At 46.1% G+C, this 20,011-nt stretch carries 21 protein-coding genes, 1 tRNA gene and 1 pseudogene; 14 read left to right on the forward strand and 9 right to left on the reverse strand.

All coding sequences use genetic code 11. The annotated features are described in order from the left end of the window. The first annotated feature begins 27 nt into the window (after nt 1–27). On the forward strand, nt 28–1,650 hold the full coding sequence (locus FS818_RS02495; protein WP_145329277.1) for a sensor domain-containing diguanylate cyclase: 1,623 nt from the start codon (nt 28–30) through the stop codon (nt 1,648–1,650). A gap of 71 nt (nt 1,651–1,721) precedes the next feature. Here the strand turns inward: FS818_RS02495 and FS818_RS02500 are convergent, their stop codons facing one another. Further along, entirely contained in the window at nt 1,722–2,714 is a 993-nt protein-coding gene (locus FS818_RS02500; protein ID WP_145329279.1) for a Gfo/Idh/MocA family protein, read from the reverse strand. 222 nt (nt 2,715–2,936) lie between these two features. Between FS818_RS02500 and FS818_RS02505 the strand changes: the two genes are divergently transcribed. Beyond that, a tRNA-Leu gene (locus FS818_RS02505) sits at nt 2,937–3,021 on the forward strand. A 65-nt stretch (nt 3,022–3,086) separates the two neighbouring features. Here the strand turns inward: FS818_RS02505 and FS818_RS02510 are convergent. Both FS818_RS02510 and FS818_RS02515 read right to left on the reverse strand, forming a co-directional pair. Further along, on the reverse strand, nt 3,087–3,278 hold the full coding sequence (locus FS818_RS02510) for a hypothetical protein (protein WP_145329281.1): 192 nt from the start codon (nt 3,276–3,278) through the stop codon (nt 3,087–3,089). A gap of 190 nt (nt 3,279–3,468) precedes the next feature. Beyond that, complete coding sequence (locus FS818_RS02515) at nt 3,469–4,065, reverse strand: helix-turn-helix domain-containing protein (protein ID WP_145329283.1); 597 nt, start codon at nt 4,063–4,065, stop codon at nt 3,469–3,471. 456 nt (nt 4,066–4,521) lie between these two features. Between FS818_RS02515 and FS818_RS02520 the strand changes: the two are divergent. The 9 genes and pseudogenes from FS818_RS02520 to FS818_RS02560 all read left to right on the forward strand — a co-directional run. Next, nucleotides 4,522–4,905, forward strand: a pseudogene (locus FS818_RS02520) (phage holin family protein); the annotation flags it as partial. Between the two features lie 315 nt (nt 4,906–5,220). After that, on the forward strand, nt 5,221–5,508 hold the full coding sequence (locus FS818_RS02525; RefSeq protein WP_123064255.1) for a Dabb family protein: 288 nt from the start codon (nt 5,221–5,223) through the stop codon (nt 5,506–5,508). Between the two features lie 174 nt (nt 5,509–5,682). Next, nucleotides 5,683–6,138, forward strand: a complete 456-nt coding sequence (locus FS818_RS02530) for a DUF86 domain-containing protein (protein ID WP_145329287.1) — start codon at nt 5,683–5,685, stop codon at nt 6,136–6,138. Between the two features lie 17 nt (nt 6,139–6,155). After that, entirely contained in the window at nt 6,156–7,058 is a 903-nt protein-coding gene (locus tag FS818_RS02535) for a DUF4261 domain-containing protein (RefSeq protein ID WP_145329289.1), read from the forward strand. A gap of 186 nt (nt 7,059–7,244) precedes the next feature. Next, entirely contained in the window at nt 7,245–7,697 is a 453-nt protein-coding gene (locus tag FS818_RS29470; protein WP_145329292.1) for a YtxH domain-containing protein, read from the forward strand. Between the two features lie 223 nt (nt 7,698–7,920). Continuing rightward, nucleotides 7,921–8,730 carry a glutamate racemase gene (gene racE / locus FS818_RS02545; RefSeq protein WP_145332721.1) on the forward strand — a complete coding sequence of 270 codons (810 nt, stop codon included), beginning with the start codon at nt 7,921–7,923 and terminating at the stop codon, nt 8,728–8,730. 287 nt (nt 8,731–9,017) lie between these two features. Then, a complete protein-coding gene (locus FS818_RS02550) occupies nt 9,018–10,250 on the forward strand; it encodes a M14 family metallopeptidase (protein ID WP_397351706.1) in 1,233 nt (410 codons plus the stop codon). Nucleotides 10,251–10,565: 315 nt separating this feature from the next. After that, nucleotides 10,566–10,868: an iron-sulfur cluster assembly accessory protein gene (locus FS818_RS02555; RefSeq protein ID WP_145329295.1), complete on the forward strand. Its 303-nt coding sequence runs from the start codon at nt 10,566–10,568 to the stop codon at nt 10,866–10,868. Nucleotides 10,869–10,889: 21 nt separating this feature from the next. Continuing rightward, nucleotides 10,890–11,111, forward strand: a complete 222-nt coding sequence (locus FS818_RS02560; RefSeq protein WP_145329298.1) for a YuzB family protein — start codon at nt 10,890–10,892, stop codon at nt 11,109–11,111. A 105-nt stretch (nt 11,112–11,216) separates the two neighbouring features. On the opposite strand, the gene FS818_RS02565 is transcribed toward FS818_RS02560, so the two are convergent. Then, nucleotides 11,217–11,669 (reverse strand): hypothetical protein, encoded by a 453-nt coding sequence (locus tag FS818_RS02565; RefSeq protein ID WP_145329301.1) that lies wholly within the window; start codon nt 11,667–11,669, stop codon nt 11,217–11,219. Between the two features lie 156 nt (nt 11,670–11,825). Here FS818_RS02565 and FS818_RS02570 point away from each other — a divergent pair, with 156 nt between their 5' ends. Further along, complete coding sequence (locus FS818_RS02570) at nt 11,826–12,107, forward strand: hypothetical protein (protein WP_145329304.1); 282 nt, start codon at nt 11,826–11,828, stop codon at nt 12,105–12,107. A 133-nt stretch (nt 12,108–12,240) separates the two neighbouring features. Beyond that, nucleotides 12,241–13,071 carry an aldo/keto reductase gene (locus FS818_RS02575; RefSeq protein ID WP_145329306.1) on the forward strand — a complete coding sequence of 277 codons (831 nt, stop codon included), beginning with the start codon at nt 12,241–12,243 and terminating at the stop codon, nt 13,069–13,071. 517 nt (nt 13,072–13,588) lie between these two features. On the opposite strand, the gene FS818_RS02580 is transcribed toward FS818_RS02575, so the two are convergent. The 4 genes from FS818_RS02580 to FS818_RS02595 form a co-directional block, all read right to left on the reverse strand. After that, nucleotides 13,589–14,323 carry a DsbA family oxidoreductase gene (locus tag FS818_RS02580; RefSeq protein ID WP_145329309.1) on the reverse strand — a complete coding sequence of 245 codons (735 nt, stop codon included), beginning with the start codon at nt 14,321–14,323 and terminating at the stop codon, nt 13,589–13,591. A gap of 88 nt (nt 14,324–14,411) precedes the next feature. Continuing rightward, nucleotides 14,412–14,837, reverse strand: a complete 426-nt coding sequence (locus FS818_RS02585; RefSeq protein ID WP_145329312.1) for a cytidine deaminase — start codon at nt 14,835–14,837, stop codon at nt 14,412–14,414. A 61-nt stretch (nt 14,838–14,898) separates the two neighbouring features. Beyond that, on the reverse strand, nt 14,899–16,950 hold the full coding sequence (locus tag FS818_RS02590; protein WP_145329315.1) for an LTA synthase family protein: 2,052 nt from the start codon (nt 16,948–16,950) through the stop codon (nt 14,899–14,901). 270 nt (nt 16,951–17,220) lie between these two features. Next, the gene (locus FS818_RS02595; protein ID WP_145329318.1) at nt 17,221–18,372 is read right to left on the reverse strand and encodes a THUMP domain-containing class I SAM-dependent RNA methyltransferase; all 1,152 of its coding nucleotides are present in this window, start codon (nt 18,370–18,372) and stop codon (nt 17,221–17,223) included. A 291-nt stretch (nt 18,373–18,663) separates the two neighbouring features. On the opposite strand from FS818_RS02595, the gene FS818_RS02600 reads away from it, so the two are divergent. Beyond that, nucleotides 18,664–19,296 carry an O-methyltransferase gene (locus FS818_RS02600; RefSeq protein WP_145332723.1) on the forward strand — a complete coding sequence of 211 codons (633 nt, stop codon included), beginning with the start codon at nt 18,664–18,666 and terminating at the stop codon, nt 19,294–19,296. Nucleotides 19,297–19,348: 52 nt separating this feature from the next. Here the strand turns inward: FS818_RS02600 and FS818_RS02605 are convergent, their stop codons facing one another. Then, nucleotides 19,349–19,921, reverse strand: a complete 573-nt coding sequence (locus FS818_RS02605; protein WP_145329321.1) for an imm11 family protein — start codon at nt 19,919–19,921, stop codon at nt 19,349–19,351. Between the last annotated feature and the right edge of the window lie 90 nt (nt 19,922–20,011).

Genomic DNA, 20,011 nt, shown 5'->3' on the forward strand with positions numbered 1-20,011 from the left:
TTTTTATGAAAATCCGGGGGAAGCAAAATGATTGCAAATAAAAAAAAATCCAGATTGCGCAGAAAAGTAAAGAAGTTCAAAAAAGTCAGCCTTACCGCATTACTTGGTGGATTCGTTACAATCTCCGTATTGATGACGTTAACAATTATGGTGATTACCTCGTATACCACCCAGAAACAATCTCTTATTAACAATACTCTTTCGGTTAACTATGCGAGTGCTGTACAGATGAGTCAAACGTTAGATTCCTTATTTGAATCCATGAAAAAAAGCTTAAAGTATGGGGCCGCACATTTTAAAAATGTCGATTTCAATGATAAGGAGAAACTGAACACTACGCTGGATCTCATCCATAATAGCAGTGATTATTTTAACGCTGTAGTCTTGGCAGACCAGATGGGGCTTGTGCTGTCGAGGTCACCGTATTCTCAGGCCAGTATTGGTACACATGTGAGCTCCGAGGCGGCCAAAGCGGCGATCAAATCCAAAGCCTCATACATATCAGATGCTTACGTGACACCGCGAACGAATCGTAGAATTGTTTTTCTCAGTGAACCAATTTTTGATCCAATGGGGAAATACAAAGGCATGATTAGTGGGAGTATCTATTTGCAGGAGAATAATATACTCGATTTGTCGTTTGGGAGTCAACTTAAAACCGACAACGGTACATACTTTTTTATAGTTGACCACAAGGGAACGTTGCTTTTTCATCCCAACGTCAGCCGAATTGGCAGAGATATTAGGGCGAATACAGTGGTGCAGAAACTCATCAAAAATCAGACGGGACAAGAGCAATATACGAATTTGGATGGGGTTAATACGCTTGCAGGATATTACAAAGTTCCAGCAACCAACTGGGGAGTGGTTGTCGTATCTCCAACCCAAATCGTATATGATCAGTTAAACCGTCAGATCGGACTGTTGCTGTTATACATAGCTGTACCCTTTATATTGTTGACTCTAATTGTGTTAAGAGTTGCCCGGAAGCTGGTACATCCGTTTGTATTCTTGGCTGATCTTGTGCAACAAGTAGACAAAGGGCAGGTGGAGTTGCCTGTCGTGAAGCCGCATTGGAACAGGGAAGCCGATCTGCTTACTCGAGCGGTGCTTGGAGCTATGACAAGTTTCAGAAACAAGACAGATCAGTTGGTGTATGATGCAAGAACGGACGTATTAACTGGTTTGAACAATCGCAGAACCTTTGAGGAAGTGATTCAGGCATGGACTCATGATGAGAATCCATTTGCAATCATTGTTCTCGATATAGACCGCTTTAAGTTAATTAATGATACCTATGGTCATTCGACCGGGGATGAGGTTTTAAAACAGATCGCGAAGCTGATTCAGATGTCTGTACGGCCTGAGGATGTTTGTTTCCGGTTTGGCGGTGAAGAATTTGTTGTACTGTTGCGGAATTGCGATTCGAAGAAGGCATATGAGACGGCCGAACGCATTCGGATTTCAGTTGAAGAAAGTGTGCTGGTGGTCGATCGTACAGTTACGATATCTGCTGGCATTGCTGAGTTTCCGTTGCATTCCCGCACGGAATCGGAATTGTTTCATCTGGCAGATAATGCGCTCTATCTGGCCAAAGAAGAGGGCCGTAATCGAACCGTCATCATTCAGACGGTGGAAAAAGCAAAATAGTAGCACAGGAGAACAGAGAAACGGAAGAATACGAACAGACCCTTATGAACAGGGTCTGTTTCTGTTTGTTTTTATATGAAAGATGACAGGATTCGGTCACATAAAGCCATTGTGCTAACATTATCGCGGGCGCTTGAGAGTGGAACGGCCCCCGTCTGGCAACAGGTCATAAAGTGTCTCATTTCACCTACAAAGCCACGCAGATAAAGATCTCTATAGGCACCAGACATTGGCGTGCCGGAAGGGGTGTATACCGAATCGTGTTCTTCAAGAGACTTCCATGGAAGAAGATCTCCTTTATGAGATTCATGTATTGTAAGTTTGGTGATCTCATCGGCTAGAGCGAATCCGTGCTCAAAAGTAACCAGAACACTTTCGCTTTCGCGTGACCATGCACTCATTCCTGTAAAGTAGGCATTGCCGATGACACCTTCATCAAAAATCAAGGAAATACTCTGGTTAATATGTTTTCCATCTCTTACAGTCGTTCCTGTTACTTGTGTAGCTTCGCCAAACAAATAACGCATGAGATCCACCATATGTATGGCAGCAAGTTTCATAAACTGTTCTTCATTTTCACAAAAGGGCGTGCTATCTACGGCAAATTTCATCTGGAACGAGCGCACTTTACCGAGTGTTCTCTCATCAACCAATGCCTTGAGTTTCCGATAGATCGGGGCATAACGTTTCATAAAACCGACCATGACCACAACATCAGCCTGATCTGCTGCTTGGGCCACCTTAGCGGCTTCTTCTGCTGTCCAGCCAAGTGGTTTGTCCACATAGACATGTTTACCTGCCTCAATGCATTCCAGAACAAGTTTGGTTTGATCGACTGGCTGAGCAACGACGACGACTCCGTCACAGGTTTCCTGCTCCAGCATCTGGCTGGCATGATCATAGGCTTGACCTGAACTGCCAAAGCGAAGCAGGGTCGCCCTAGAACGTTCGAGACTCCTTGTAGCCACAGCCTGAATGGTTGCCCCCGCTTCGATCGCTGCAGGGTAAATATTCGTGGAGGCATGGAATCCGGCTCCGATAAAACATAGTTTTGAATTCAGCAAATGAAAGTCCCCTTCATTGGTATAGGTGCTTTATGTCATTATAAAATTACTATTGATAAACATAGGCGGTTTGAATTCGTGAGGAAAGGACATATGTCCTTCTAAGGGATTAAAAAAGTTGTTGCAATATAAAAATGTAACATGTATACTCTGAATTACGGTAAAACAAGGAATTGCTTCGCCGGATATACTTTTCATCGATGATGAAGAGATACATAATATGCGGTCGTGGCGGAATTGGCAGACGCGCACGGTTCAGGTCCGTGTGGGCTAACCCCCCGTGGAGGTTCGAGTCCTCTCGACCGCATAACAAAAAGGTTTGTATGTTTCCCGAATGGGAAATGTACAAACCTTTTTTCGTTTGCTTTTTCCTTAATGCTCCTGAATCCGATTATACCAAATTTTACTGGTCAGCAGACCTGAGAGGATGCCGGCTAAACCGAATAGAGCAACACTGAGCATTAATTGAACGGGCGAGAAACGAAACAAAAACGCAATTCCACTACCAAAGGTAGTTCCAGCGAGAAAACCCAAGGCGACCCCCAGATGTTTGAATGACTTCATTGTATTCACCTGCTTAAAGTAGAGTATGGAGTGGTTCATTTTTGTAATGCAATGATCAATCCGCTCGCTGCACAGTTTCATTTTGTGGTCTTTTCAGGAAAATTATGCATCGTTCATCGTCTGGCGTATCCAACTAAAATAGGCTCTGGCCCCCAGGAGAGGGCGCAGAGCCTTTTGGCTGTTCGCTGTTCTAGTGATTACGACGATCTTTAAGAATGACATCTGCGAACAGAATAGTTTTCGGGATGCGGAAAAATTGTTCCGCTTGTTCCTGAAACGCGGCAGAAGGCAGCGTCCCCTGATGCAGCCATTTGCGGAAAGTGCCGGGATGAACCCCGATCCAGTGGCTGACATCTGTCACCGACAAATCATGGACCATACACAGGCCTGTCAAAATACGGTTACTCACTGGAGAGCGGGTTACCGTTCGCTTCATAAAGCGGGAAGGCTCAGGTTGACAGATGACAGGACTATTGCGCACGACCTCTTCATTAAAAAGAATATGTCGCGGGTAGCCAAGCAACTGACAAGTTTTGTCCAGATTGGTACTGCCGGGTATTCGCCCTTCATACACCCACGCGCTTACACTGCGTGAGGAGATTGAGAGGTCTTCAGCGAGCTGAGACAACTTAATATCATTGGCCATCAGCACGGCAAGAAGAACACGATTGCGGATTTGACAGCGTGTCGGTTTGCGGAACCGTTTAACACGGACACCTTTTCCCAAATATTTACGGTTGATCAGAGACCACGCCTGGATGGAATGTTGTTCTGGTTGATTAGGCATATTTCCTCCGATTTTTTTAACCAAATACTACAATAAATAATGGGGTACTTTCAAGTGCCGCATTTACTGGTTTGAAAACCGCTTGTGCGTCATTCTACATGAAAGAGGGAACTACGAACTAGACCTCTTGCGAAACGCATCCTAGTATATTCCTAGATTACAATGATTCACTAAAAAAGATGGAATGAATTGTACAAGATTACAAATTAATTAGTTCTATTTACCTATTTATAGGCCTTTAGAACTTTTGTGTTGTTTTTGTTGATTTCATGCTGTTTTTCCCCTGAACTTCTACTATATTTGTAAATCTGCTTTTGGTATTCAAACGAAAAAAGTGCACAAATCTGAAACGATAAATCCGCATGTTCAGCAAGACAGATGAACGGTCACAATCTCTCATTCTCACATATATTGTAGGGTGCTCAAACAACAAAGAACAAGGGAGAGGTGAGGAACGTGAGCCCAGCGGTGAGTTCGGTTACTGCGATTTCGGGAGCGGTTGTGACGTTCGCTTTTGGCGGGTGGGATCAGTTGCTTAGTCTGCTTGCGATCGCTATGGCTATTGATTATGTTACGGGTCTGGCGGCGGCTGTGAGAACGGGAACGGGATTGAACAGTAATATTGGCTTCTGGGGACTTGCACGAAAAGGGCTAATGCTGACCGTTGTTCTGCTTGCTCACCGTATTGATCTGATTATGGGGACCGATATTATTAAGGGAGGAGCCATTTATTTTTACTTGGTTAATGAATTGATCTCAATCACAGAGAATTATGCCAAAATTGGATTACCTTTACCTGCCAAGCTCAGACAGGCTATCGCGGTACTTAAGAAACAGGAGGAACAGAGCAGTCTGCCTGACCGGGAATGGAGCTTGCCTCGGCAAACTTCCGCCAGCTCGTCACCAGTGAAAGAAGACGTTCAAGCGAAAGAAGAAGATATCCAAACTGTACTAGGTGAGGAGAAGAGGGCTGATAAGGGAGTATCTTCGGATCGGCAGTCGGAAGCAACCAAAGATTAACTCTCAGGTTCATTACCATTGTTCAGGAAACGCATACAAGCATCCTTTCGTAATAGACGGTGATATGATATATTTTGGATACACGAAACATTGCTAATAGTTCTACTCATTAATTCAAACGAGGTGTTTAACCAGATGATTAAGCATATTGTCCTGTTCAAAATGAAAGATCGTTCTGCAGAAAGTATTGAGGCCGCTGCACAGGTTCTTCGTAATCTGGAAGGTAAAATTGATGTTCTCATGTCGCTTGAGGTGGGTATCGATGTCTTGCGCTCGGACAGATCGTTCGACATTTCACTGACGGCGGAATTTGCTTCGCTGGAAGATCTTCAGGCGTATCAGGTTCACCCGCTCCATCAGGATGTCATCAAGTATATGAACGAAGTCCGAGAACAATCCATTGCTGTTGACTATGTGATCTAAAGTTTTACACATTCTATTCTGGATTTGAAGGGGAATCTTCATGAGCGATTTAAGAGACGTTATGGAATTTTTATATATTTTTGTTGTGTTTCTGATCGCTTGCCCTGTCATGATCTTCTGGCTTAAGCGCAGAGGGAAACGAAACCGATAACTCACTGAACGGGAAGTGAATGAATGTATTATGTGAATAGGGAGCAGATTGCTCGCCGACTTGACGCGATACCGGAAGTTGCTGAAGGGCTTCGGCAGGTAGTACAGGCCTGGGATGGTGGTCTGGTATTGGGGATGGTTCAAGAACGATGTCTGCATCTTGCCGTTGAGATCGTGACTGATGTGGGCAGTTATCTCATTGATGGTTTCATTATGAGAGACGCAAGCAGTTACGATGATATTATCCAGATTAATTATGAAGAGCACGTATTTGATGAATCAACGTACGGGGTTTTGCGTCAACTTGTTACGTTACGTAAACCGCTTGTGCAAGATTATTACAGTTGGCAACGAACTGTGTTGAATCCACTTAGTGCAGCCTTGCCGGATGTACTTGAACATTTCTCCGGCCAGGTAAGCGCTTATGTGGAAAAAGAACTTGGACCTTTCCAGGGAAATGAAGGCCAAGTGACAGAGTAAGGAATGAGGGAAGTTGTATGGAGAAAGATTCGAAAGGGACAGATCAAGGGAAGCGCGAAAGCGATGAGATGTCATCAGGTTTTCACCCCGTGTATATGGTGGAGTTCCTGTTTAATGAAAAGCCGGATTTGAATCGGTCTGTTTTACAGGAGGCACTCAGCAATCGGACGGGGCAAGGGAGACTCGATGTAAAGCAGGGGGAAAAGGAACAGGAAACACAGGAGATGCTGGTGTTTTACCATATGGCACATAAAGTGGCTTTCCAGGAAGGCAGTATTCCTGCTCAAACTTGTTTCCTGCCCGTACATGAGATTGTTGAGCGTACGCGTTTTGCAGGGGCTTTGCAGCAAGCTTGGCATTGGCCTGAAGCGGGACAAGCTGTAGCTTCTGCCCGGTATTCGCTTCGGATTCATGATATGTTTACTGCGGCCATGCCGCGTAAACAGCGTCTGGGCTTGTTCCAGAAAACGGTGCTGGCTGTGTTGGACACACTGAATTGTGATGCTATTTACTGGTATGGCAGTGACAAACTGGTTGAACCTGAAGCTTATATTCAATCCCAGGAACGCGAGGAGCATCTCTACGCCGCAATGAATGTGCGGATGTATCAAGCGGGAGGCACAGAGCAACAGCGAGAACTGGTTATGGATACCGTGGGTTTATCTGCGCTTGGAGTACCTGATGTGCAATGTCACTTTACTGGACTTGACCCCGATACGGTGGCTCAGACACTGCTCGGTGCTGCGTATTACATATTTGATCAGGGAGATGTATTGCAGGATGGTCAGACCTTGGGCTCATCTGGAGGGCAGCGCTGGCGCTGTGAGCATCAGTTTGCTTTAATTGCTCCGGGGCGATACGTCGTAGATCTGAACCCGGGGGAAGAGCATGCTGTGCCCACGCCTCAGACAGTTCGGTAAAAAGGAATGAGGATGGGTATCTTAACCCAGAGCGGCATTTGTTCCGTTTTTTTTTTCAATCCGGAGTGTCAGGTCAAGCCCATCCTGCTTATAATGCATGAACAGAATAGGCATTGGCCCAGATGAACAGATCCTATCGTTGATTCATAAACCGGTGTCTAATCCAATGAAAGGGAGAGATGGATCATGAAAGATTCGAACAAAAGCTTGTTGTGGGGGGCTTTAATCGGCTCCGTCGTTGGTTCGGTTACTGCATTGTTGCTTGCGCCAAAATCTGGACGTGAATTGCGTCAGGATATTTCCGAGGGAGCTCGTCAAGTTACGGATAAAGGTCAGGAACTGGCTGTAAAAGTGGGAGAGCAAAGCTCACAGATCGTATCCAAAGTGAAGGAAACGGCGGATGTCGTTATTAAGGATATCCAGTCCTGGCGTTGCTCTTCAGATGGCAAAGAAATCCGGATCTCTGCTGCGATTGCAGATACGGATAAAGCTGGAGGAGTACAGGGGTATGTTCAGCCTGAGATCCAGGTTCAAGCAGAGGATGCAGTACAAAATCAAGGCTTGAAATTGGTGCCAGCAGAACAGGGGAACGAAAATATTGTGAAGCTTACTACCGATGAGTCCAAAGACGAAAACTAAGCAATGCGGGTTTAGCAGGCTTTCCCCAATCCGGTGGAAAGCCTGCTTTGTTGTGTTCTCATGCTCTGCGTGACAACAGGATTCGCAACCCTATATTTGAACCCGGCGATGAAATCGGGTAAGATGTAGGTACCTTTTTGCCGGAAATATCATAGGGTAGGTAGAAAGCTTTTTTGATATGGAGTATCAGAATGAATTTAATGAAGAAGGAAGCGGTGTGTTCGTGCAGCAAGCTATTGCTATATTAGACTCCGGTGTAGGGGGATTGACCGTTGCGAAGGAAGTGATGCGTCAGCTCCCGCGGGAAAAGATCATTTATTTTGGGGACACTGCCCGGACACCGTACGGACCCCGTTCGTCCGAACAAGTGAAACAATTTACGGAGCAAATCGTTGATTTTTTGATCCAGTTTAATCCGAAAGTGATCGTGATCGCCTGCAATACGGCAACAGCCGCCGCACTGGAATATATACGGACCAAGGTGGATGTTCCTGTCATTGGGGTGATCCATCCTGGTGCAAGGGCAGCCATCATGGCAACACGTACAGGTCGGATCGGTGTGATCGGGACTGTAGGTACGATCGGTAGTGGGGCGTATACGTCGGCACTCAAGCAGCTGTCTCCTTATGTGGATGTGGTCAGTCAGGCTTGCCCTGCACTGGTGCCGCTGGTGGAGAAAGGTGAATTTCGTTCCGAACATACAACGCATACGGTGGATCAAGCGCTCGGAGAAATTAAAAGACAGCCTATTGACTGTCTGATTCTTGGTTGCACTCATTATCCGTTTCTAATGGATACCATTCAGGATGTCATGGGCCAGGATGTAAAGCTCATCAGCTCAGCCGATGAAACAGCGAGAGAAATCAGTACCATCTTATATGATAAACGCAAGCTGGCAAGCGGAGACGAAACGCCCGTGCATCAGTTTTTCTGTACAGGTGATCCGCGTATGTTCCAGAATATTACGAAGCAGTGGCTGGGAGAGCAAATTTCCAAGACACCTGTCGTCTGGCAGGTCACGCAGTTGTCGTAATCGCTGTCGGAATGTATTAGTAATCATCATTATTTGGAATAAAATAGGATTAAGCCTGCGTTCATCTATGTAATTTTGCTTCGGTGCCCGGACCTGTAAAGGTTCGGGCTTTTATATTATTCTTAGGACGCTGCAACTCGGGTCTGCTCTGGTGGCCAGAATATCTAACGTAACATAGAAGTCTGCGAACGATGTCACATGACGGACAACCGGGCTTGCATACGATAATACAGGTACGATTAAACGAAATTAATTGGGAGAATCAAACCTGTGGAAGGGAGAACAACATGGAACTGCAATGGATTATCGTGAAAACAGGTGACACGTTACCGCGAATTGCTTCGGCATATCGTATGACTAATGCATTATTGTGTGCGTTGAATCCCGAAGTTGCAGCCCAGCCTTACTTGCTTGCGGGTCAGATGCTACGTGTGGTGCCGGGGACTGGGCGCAGATATGTCGTGCCACCGGGAGAAACGGTGCAGGAAACGGCAGAGCGTTTTGGATTATCGGAAGACCAGCTTCGTGAGAGGAATCCCGAAATCTCCAAGGTGAAGGATTGGGGGGGCTGCTGTATACATATTCCTCAGGCTGGTGGCAAAACCATCGTGAACATTGAGGGTGAATATGGATATCGTGAATTGATCAAAGATATAAAGAGATTGGAAGCGCGTTATTCCTTCATAGAATCGGGGGAGATCGGTACAAGTGTGATGGGCAAAAAACTGCCCTATGTGCGAATCGGGCAAGGTCCTCGCCATATCCATGTTAATGCATCGGTTCATGCCAATGAATGGTTAACTACGCCGGTTCTAATGAGGTTTATCGAAGAATACGCCGAGGCGTATTCCACGCATTCGCTTTGGCATACGTATGATCCGCAGCGCTGGATGCAAGAGACGACGTTGTGGGCAGTTCCTATGGTGAATCCGGACGGTGTGGAATTGGTTCAGGAGGGCGTAGTGAATCATCATAAGTATGCTTCGGAATTACTTGCGTGGAACGGCGGGCGACCACACTTTACACATTGGAAAGCTAACATTAGAGGTGTGGATCTTAATGATCAGTTTCCGGCTCACTGGGACGAAGAGGTTGCGCGCAGGAGTATTTCTTCGCCCGGACCGCGGGATTATGCTGGGAAAGCTCCACTGACGGAACCTGAGGCTCAGGCACTTGCACAGTGGACGCAGGAACAAGCATTTTCCGCAGTTGTATCCCTGCACAGCCAAGGTCAAGAAATCTATTGGAATTATCGAGATCTGGAGCCGAGAGAGAGTGCACCACTGTCGCGCAAGCTTGCCAAAGCGTCCGGATATAAAGCGGTAAAACTTGGTGGCAGTGATGCCGGGTATAAAGATTGGTTTATTCAAGCGTTTGGCAAGCCGGGCTTCACCGTAGAGGTGGGTCTGGGAGTGAATCCGCTGCCTGTGGAGCAGTTTGATGACATTTGTGTGGAAGTGGGCATGCTACTGGCAGAATTGTTATCCCATGGAGAGCGTGAGGCAGGTGCCTCGGGTTAGCTGGCATGAAACGCAATTATTGTTCAAACGTGTAACTGGAACGGGCGCTGAAGCGGCGCTCGTTTTTTTATCTTTGTAAATTGAAGTTTAATAACCCTGATTCTGATGAATTGGTTGGTCAGCCGAGCTGAATGCAAATATCCAATGCTGGGGGACAAAGCAACATCCTGAGGTCGTGTCGAAAATATGACTTCACGTTGTTTTCGCATCAATGTTATTGCGATTAGCTGTAACTTTCTTTACAATAGATGCTGGAGTTTAAAATGAATGCTGATATTGTTGAAACCAGCAATGATGATATAGGAGATGAATTGAATGAACTGCAAAATCACTCGTAACGCAGCGAAAGTGTTGAAGCTTGAACTGGACAAGCCGGAGAACGAAGGTAAACTATTGCGTGTTGTGATTACACATGCGCACGGAGACCATGCGCATTACGGTCTTGACCTGGATACGCCAGGAGATAATGACACTGTAGTATCTACAGATAAAGGCATTGACGTTATTTTGGAAAATGGACAACCGATGCTCCATGGCGTAAAAATTGATTACCTCTACTTGCCACAAGAAGGATTTGTGATCACGAATCCATCCAAAGGCAACCACGGCGACCACTAAGGGAGCGAAGAAGGGGAACTCATGGCTAACGATATCCGCGTATGTGAAAAGTGTAATCATATCCGATTGAAGTCCATTGTGCCTAAGCTCGAGAAGATGGCTCCAGGCACAGAAATCAAGATCGGTTGTAAATCTTATTGCGGCCCATGTGCGAAGCGTGCTTTTGTTTTCGTCAATGGCCGATACATCAGTGCTCCAACAGAAGAAGAGGTACTGACGAAGGTTTCCAAGTTCATCAAGTAACCGTATACCAAGATCTTTTGACAACGGCAATGAACCGGTAGAAACGATCTGATATACCTGAAAAGGAGGGGCAAAAGCCTCTCCTTTTTGTGTTGCATTTTTTTGTTAGCCTAAGTTTTGACGATGATCCTCATCCGAACGGAGCAAAAATATTTGGAAGGTATCCTCCCGAATTTCAATGGCGATCCGAACCTCTTCTTTATATAGAACATGAATATGGCCCATCCGTTCCTCCTTCAGTTCCGTCCAACCCGCTTCATGTAACTTTTGAAAATATTCTTCAGGTGGGTATAGTCCTTGTTCACCCCCGATGTGTTTCAGTTCATACGTTTCGCTTTGAGATTGCGTAGGGTGATCGGAGTATGCTGCGGATTCAATGAGTTTGGCATTGGCAGGCACGGGAATATCTCTATGCATCGCTGAAGTGACGTATCCTTTGATCTCATAAGTGGAGTTCGAATTCGTGAGGCGCTGTGTCCAAACGATAAAAAATAGGAGTAACAGAACGGATAGCAATGAAACGGTCAGGAGGCCTAAACGGATCCCTTTTGTGTTCAAACGGTATTCCTCCTTTTTTGATCTTAAATGCTTCTGATCTTTAAACGTATCTTGGAAGTATAAAGTTTGAACAAATTTTTGAAAAAAGAATAAGTCTGCTCTATGCAATCCATGCTAATAGGGTGACAGGAATATGATTCCGAGGAGGAATAACTCATGCCCAAGCGTTATGATTCCAGTTTGCAAGCGGGTACAACGGTATCTCAGGCGCAAAATGCGGTGAACAAGCTTCATTATGCTGTTTCCCAGGCCATGTCCCATCCAAATGCGCAGACCATTGTGCAGGCAGAGCAGCGGCTGGCTCACACCGAGCAGGCGATGAAGCAAGCGGAGTTGTCTCTGGGTGGACAAGGCTTCGAGTTAGCACAGGAAATGTTCATTGAGGAGAAGAAGAGGTTACATTCGCTCCAGAATCAGCACAGGCAAGGGAAGAAGTAAACCGTTCCTGTTACACCGTAACCTGCAGGCCATGATGGTCTGCAGGTCTTTTTTGTCTTTTTACAAGCGCTTAAAATTCTGTCAGAAGGTTAATAGACCGTGAGCAGGCAAAAATCAATACGGGAGGTACAGGATGACCAAACATATTACAGATTGTACAATTCTGAACAACGGAGTGACGATGCCCTGGCTTGGAATCGGGACTTATAAGGCGAAGGGAAAAGAAGTGCAACAGGCGGTAGAGACCGCTCTGGAAGTAGGGTATCGCAGCATTGATACCGCGTCCGTTTATGGCAATGAGGAGGAAGTGGGACAAGCCATTGCGAGTAGTGGTGTGGCCCGTAATGAACTTTTCGTAACAACGAAGCTCTGGAATGATGATCAAGGTTATGATTCGACGCTTAGAGCGTTCGAAGCCAGCCGGAAGAAGCTTGGTTTAAATGTTATTGATCTATATCTCATTCACTGGCCTGGCCGTGATCAATATAAAGAGACGTGGAGAGCCTTTGAACGTCTGTATAGTGAAGGAAGCGTGCGTGCGATCGGTGTAAGCAATTTTCAGGTACATCATCTGCGCGATCTTATAGATGAAGGTGGTACGGTGCCTGCGGTGAATCAGGTGGAATTACATCCAGGTCTGATCCAGCAGGAACTGCAGGATTTCTGCGGAGCACAAGGGATTCAACTGGAGGCGTGGAGTCCCATCATGAAAGGGAAGTTGAATCAGGATTCGACTCTTAAGGGACTGGCTCAGAAGTACGGCAAAACGCCGGCTCAGATTATTCTACGCTGGGATATTCAGAATCAGATTGTGACGATTCCCAAATCGGTGACACCTGAGCGGATTCGAGAGAACGCGGATATCTTTGATTTCGAACTGACACCAGATGAGTTGAGACAGATTGATGCACTCGATGCGGACAAACGCACAGGGCCACATCCGGATCAATTATTTTGGGATTAAGGGCGAAGCTCATTTTCCAGTTAAATAAGTATGAACATTGGTGGAAGCTCCGGGGCGAATCGTTCATGATGTAGACGTTGGTGGAAGCTCCAGGGACGAATCGTTCTTTTGATCGCTGTTGTTTTCGAATTTCTTTGATTGAAATTTTTAAAGGTTTGAAATTCGAAAACAAAGGCGAACGCTCCGCTTCTACAGAATCGATTTCGCCCCCTCCGCAGCAATGTTGGATAGGAGAGTCACTTGGAAAAGAAGCTTCGGAGGGTAAGGGCAGTAACAAAACGGAGGGCTTCGCTTCTCCGTTTTGTTCTGTTTAGGTTGTTTGTTAGTGTGTAGAGGGAGGCAACTGGTTGGGGATGAATGGAGAATAGAATGGGAGAAAAACTAAAATAGTGGTGAAAGAGAGTAAAGATAATTAAAGTTGATGGATGACGAATTAAAAACGACTAAGAGAGAGTAGTAGTAAAGCAAAAAGCAGCAAGGTCATGAGCATTGCCATGATCCTGCTGCTTTTTTTATGTTAGTTGGAAGGTTTGTTTTGAGGAACCTCGCAACCTTCCTCTGTGCATACACCGTTACGATCTGATGCGGCATCGTTCGATTCAACAATGGTGAACGGGGAACGTTCATCCCACGCTTTTTGCAGGGCATCCAGGAAGACATCGTCGGGCTGTGCTCCGGAAACGGCAAATTTACGATCGAGAACGAAGAATGGAACTCCTCGGATGCCGAGCTGTGCGCCTTCTGCCTGGTCAGCGCGTACGTTCTCGGTATATTGGTCGCTGGACAGAACGGCAACCGCAGCTTCGCGATCCAAACCAACCTCCTGGGCGAGATCGGCGAGCACTTGGTGATCACCAACGTGTTTGCCTTCAATAAAGATGGCGTGGAACAAACGCTCACTCAGATCAAGGGCCTTACCTTGAGTGTCTGCCCAGTGAGTCAGACGATGAGCAGCAAAGGAGTTTGTTGGGATCATGGCATCAATATTATATTCGAGCCCTGCTGTACGAGCATTGGCATTCATCTGTGCATTCATTCCGCGAGCTTGTTCTTCGCTAATGTTGTACTTGGAAGTTAGATAGTCTACATTCGTTTTTCCGCTGTTCAATTCTGCGTTAGGATCAAGCTCAAAGCTTTTAAATTGCAACTTTACTTCATCCCGATGCGGGAATTTTTCGAGTACGTTTTCCAGACGGCGTTTGCCGATATAACAGAAAGGGCACATGAAATCAGACCATACTTCAATATTCATTGGTTTAAAACCTCCATTATGTTCCTAGTTGAAACTATTATAGTTACAATTATAAAGTGACTTTCAAATTTTCGCAAGTTATTCGAATTTATTCCGTCCGGTAAGCTCTTGTCCAATGGTCTGGCTGAAGCTCACTTAATGTTTTGAAAATAAGCTGTCCGGACGGATCGTATACAGCTGCTTTGACGTCCTCTCCCCAGTAAAAGAGACGTTCCTGGCAGATTCCGCAAGGTGTAAGCACTTTGAATGCAGCATTTTCGTCATCGCGCGCTACGCAGAGAGAGTGGGTTACCCGCTCATTTAATTTATGAGCTTCCAGATAAGCGCCTGTTTCCATGCATAGATGCACGGCATCGTTAATTACCTCTGGAGCTACGCTGATGAGCAGAGATCCTGCGTCGGTAAACACAGCGCCTGCCCCGCCCCAACCTTGGGGGTATCGCTCTTTCACAAACTCGGTAGCAGCATCAAAAAGCTTTTGTTCGATATCGTGTACATGAATGTTAGTTGACATAAGGTGAGTCTCCTTCAATATAAGAGTGTGTCTGACATGGATTTCGTTTTTCTGTACCTGATTATTTTTTCGAAGAGTTCACGGTTGCGTCTGCTGGTCGTTCCTTCTCCTCGCGGAATTGACGTATCAGATCGTAGGTAATGAGCGTATCAGACACATGCAGACGTTTTGAGGCTGTTTCAAAACCAACCTTGCAGGCGTCAATATCCGTCTTTTCGTGAGTGGATTGGTCGTAACAGGCTCCATTGGCATAAAGATAATCATCCGAGGGAATATAGAATACTTTACCGTCTGTGAACGAACCGTTACGCAGTACCACCATGCGTTCCGTGTCATTGTACACATTGTTTCCCATGTGATAATAGGATTCATCCGATATCCCGAGCAAATGCAACACCGATGGTGTAATATCCAGCTGCCCTGCTGGTTTATCGAAGGTACCCGCTGCAGCCCCGTCCGGTAAATGTACCAGCAGTGGAACTTCGTTCATGATCTGTGCCATATCAAGGTCGTTCAGCCCACGGCCTAGAAACTTCTCATATTGAGCTTTGTCGGTAATCGAGCTGTCATGGTCACCGTAGAACATGAAGATAGTGCTGTCCCATAGTCCGCGATTCTTCAGATCCTCCACCATACCACCGAGTGCGGCATCCACATAGTGAATAGACTGCAGATAGTTTCCGAACATTGTGCCCTGAAATTCCCCCACATCCAGCTGTTGTTTTTCTTTAGGCAGAGAGGCGTAAGGGTGGTGGCTGCTAAGCGTGATGAGGAATGAATAAAAAGGTTCCTTTGCTTCATTGCTCATTTTTTCAACAGACTGTCTGAAAAAAGATACATCGGACAAAGACCAGCCAAGCGGGTCATCTTGTATAAAATCATTTTTGCTGTAGAACTTGTCGTATTTCATATTCTGATACATCGTATATCGGTTCCAGAACCCGCTCTCGTAGGCGTGAAATACGTTGGTGCTATAGCCATGTTCCTTCAGAATGGAAGGTAGCGAATCATACGTATGATCTGCGTAACGCACAAAAGCTGACCCTACAGGAAGAGGGTGCAGAGAGATGTTGGTGCCGAAGTCGGCATCTGACGTTCTGCCCTGTCCAGTCTGGTGATAAAAGTGGCTGTAATACTGGCTTTCTTTCATCAGTTCATTGAAGTGGGGTGTGATTTCCTGCCCACCAATGCTTTGTCCAATCATAAAATTCATAAAGGCTTCACCTTGCACGATAATGACGTTGCTATCTTTATATTTTCCGTATAAGGGCTGGCTGGTCTGTCCTGCATTCGACTTTTTTTGATCATCAAAAAAAGTTTTAACCTGCTGGATATCGGCCGGATCGGCTTCGGGGCCGGAACCCATGTTATTTTTGACATAAGAGTACGCATCATAGCCGTGAAAAGCGAGCAATCCGGTTACGTTGTACATGGATACATTCCACCAATTGTTATCAAACAGCCCCTTGGCCCAGGTTTTGCTGTAATAATATATAGGGCCTGCGCCAAGAACCAATCCCAGAATGAGCGCTGTGACACCTGCTAATAGACGGCGACGGAGACGCTTTTTATGAGATATGGAGGAAGTGGAGGAATAACCGCTATAACTACCGTTAGAACTGCTTGTGTACATCCCTGACGGTTGACCTGAGCGATAACGTCTGCTGAACAGCATTAAGACAGCAAATGGAATAACAATGAATAAATCGGCAAAAAACCAAATATCGCGAGCATAGATTAAAGTGGCAATGCTGTCACCAAGTGCATCTACCTGTCGTGCCTGTAATAGCACAGGAATGGTAAGGAAATCCTGAAAGTAACGATAATAGACCATATCCGCATAGATGAGTGCAGTAAGGAACAAGTGAAGGACAGCAAGTGCAGCAATCATGCCCCTACGTGGCAACCACCAGACCCAGAAGGACAGAAGCAACAACGATCCAACGGCAATCACTTTGTCGAGCAGTCCCATGGTAATGTTGTACGCGTGCAGATTGTGATGTAGCAACATCAGCTTAAGCAGGATAAGTATCGTGAAAATAACATATAGCGTCAATGGGTGACGCAGAAGCCCGGGCGTTCTGGAACTTCGCATAGGCTGAGTGAAAACCATATTGTTTCCCCCTTTTTTTTTTGTATAGCTGTTCATGATTCGAGAGGATGTAGATTAAATATTGTCATTTATTTTGTTAACGGAATGTAAAACAGGGCTTCATATATTATAGCGTGACCGCTTCGCATTTCAACTATGCTCGTCATACTTGGCTATCATACAGAGCTGTGAGATCGGGGATGAGCAGTGCTTGTTAGATAGATAAACTTGAACAAACGAAAAAAACGCTCCAACCATAAAGGTCAGAGCGTTTCTTAACCGTAAATATCGTTAAGCTTGAGGTGTTTTGTTGCGTGGGGGCAATGGCCCCAAATATTGATAGTACTGGGTTTCGATCCGTCCGTTGAACAGCTTGCGACGCTTGTCCGCTTTGTGTCCGAAATACTCTTCAAATGCTTTGGTGGAGGTTATGGCAAAAAACGACCACGTTGGCATATCCAGATAAGAGCGGCCGAGGGAACGAAGTAGCTTCTGCACTTCTTTTTCTTCACTCAGGCGTTCGCCATAAGGTGGGTTGGTAATAATAACTCCATACTCTCCTTGAGGTCTGGCCCGGTGTGCTGGCAGTACGCTGACTTCGATATCTTTGGCAAAGCCCGCACTTTTGATCGCTGCTTGCGCAACCTCAATCGCTTCCGGGTCGATGTCGCTACCTGAAATCTGCAGAGGTACATCGTCACGCACGGCATCAAATGCTTCCTCCCGTGCCTGTTCCCACAGTTCAGCAGGAATTACGTCCCAATTCTCGGAGTTAAATGTACGGCGAAGTCCTGGTGCGATATTCCAGCCAATCATGGCTGCTTCAATCAACATCGTACCTGAGCCGCAGCATGGATCGTAGAACGGGCGTGAAACATTCCAGCGGCTAAGCTGAATCAGGGCAGCTGCCAGTGTTTCCTTGAGAGGTGCTTCTGTAACAAGTCTCCGGTATCCGCGTTTATGAAGTCCTGGGCCTGTTGTATCCAGCGTAATCAGAGCGCGGTCATTCAACAGAATCACTTCAACCACATAACGGGCTCCATTTTCAGGGAACCATTCGGTGTGATGCGTCAGCTTCAGTTTTTCAACAATCGCCTTTTTGACAATACCTTGGGAAGCAGGCACACTGCTCAGTTGCGATTTCTGTGATCTTCCTTCAACCGGGAATTCACCGTCTGCCGGAATCCAGTCTTCCCAAGGCAGTGCCTTGGTACCCTCAAACAATTCGTCAAATGTAGTTGCGGGGAATTCCCCCATGTTGACCAGTACGCGGTCCGAACTTCTCAGCCACAGGTTACAGCGACAAATATCAATGTAATCTCCTGTGAAAAATACGCGGCCATTATCGACCTTGGCATCCTCATACCCCAACTGTTTCAGTTCCCGGGCTACAACAGCCTCGAGTCCCATTGCGGAGGTCGCAATCAATTGCAATCGAGCCATATGAATTCATTCAACTCCATTTCGAGCCGCAGCTGGCTTAAGCCTCTCGCGGCCAATATAGTAACGGCGCGGCCTTGCCGCTTTCCGTGAAAAAACTTACAATGAGTAATGCGGCTTAAGCGCAAAAACTTCAACGCAGGTAAAGTAACGTTCAATAGTCTGTGTTGATACCAAACATTCATTATAAAACATTGGCATCCATATGAAAAGCTATCCAGGGTATTTATAGAGAAAGCTACCTGGGGGCATTGATATGGAAAGTAGTCCAAGTGTGCAAGGAGGAACTTCGTGTTGAATCTGACCCCTGACGAATATGTAAATCAATTATTTCAAGAGGATGAGCTCTTGTTAAAGGTAAAATCGGCCATTCGAGCGAATGGCATGCCAGAGGTTTCCGTGGCTGCGGCGTATGGACGCTTGCTCACCTTTCTGGCGAAAACCTCAAAAGCTGAAGCTGTGCTCGAAATCGGTGTGCTCGGCGGTTACAGCGGCATCTGCCTTGCTCGTGGGCTGAGCGAAGGAGGAAGCCTGACTTCCCTTGAACTGAAAGAAGAATATGCGGCTATGGCTCGCGGACATTTGGAGGAAGGTGGATTCGGCAGTCAAGTCGAGTACCGGATCGGGCCTGCGGCAGACAGTCTGGAGCAATTGGCACAGGAAGGGCGTACCTTTGATTTCTTCTTTATTGACGCAGATAAGGAAAATTATCCGGTTTATCTCGATTATGCAATTCGCCTTGCGCGTCCGGGTGCAGTCATTGTAGGTGATAACTGTTTCCTACGTGGTCGCACGCTTAATCCGGACAAGCAAGGACCGGCCGTGCTTGCTGTACGTCGTTTCAACGAGCAGATGGCAAGTGACCCGCGTCTAGTTACAACCATGCTTCCGGACTATGACGGATTGGCGCTGGCTTGGGTGAAATAGGTTACTTGAAACTCCGTTGAAAGCTCGTTTGAAAACCAAGTTAAATGTGAGATTAGATTGTGATGACATGTAGTTTTAATTTATGCTTTTTGCATGTGTCATACAATTCACTTGAGATGATCGGTTTCAGTAGTTGTACATGCGCCAGCTTGAAAAAATGGTACCCGTTGATTTTGCTGTGATCAAGAACAAGTTTGGAAATCACTTTGACAAGTTTACGTGGTGGCTGGTGCACGGAAGCGGCGATGACCGCTTTGCGTCCGTATTCCGACCGTTCATAATCGAAGCAATCCACTTGCTCCATCAGATGCGCGATCCAGTATGTCTTTTCAACCGGGCGGTCATCATGATAACGGACAATGGCGGGAATAAACTGCACGTTCGATCCGGTTTCTTCCAATAGCGTTTTGAAAGCGTCCGATACAACACGGGTACCTGTAATGGTCTCGAAGTAGTCTACCTTCAAGCTGCGTACTGATGACAAAAGTTCGACCTCGGCCTTTGTATGATCAGGCAGTGGATAATTTACATTGATGTAATTTTTATCCAATTCAGGAGTGAAGGTTGTACCGCCGCTAATAAATCCACTGCGCGGATACTGAGATTCGAGAAAATAATAGCCCATATGTGTTGATGTTCCTTTCCGACTGTAATCTATTATATATTATAAAGATTGATAGGATGGGGAAAAAGACCAAAGCAGGATGACCTCTGC

Origin of the sequence: Paenibacillus xylanexedens, assembly GCF_007680605.1 — a bacterium.
In the GTDB taxonomy this organism is placed as follows: domain Bacteria; phylum Bacillota; class Bacilli; order Paenibacillales; family Paenibacillaceae; genus Paenibacillus; species Paenibacillus xylanexedens_B.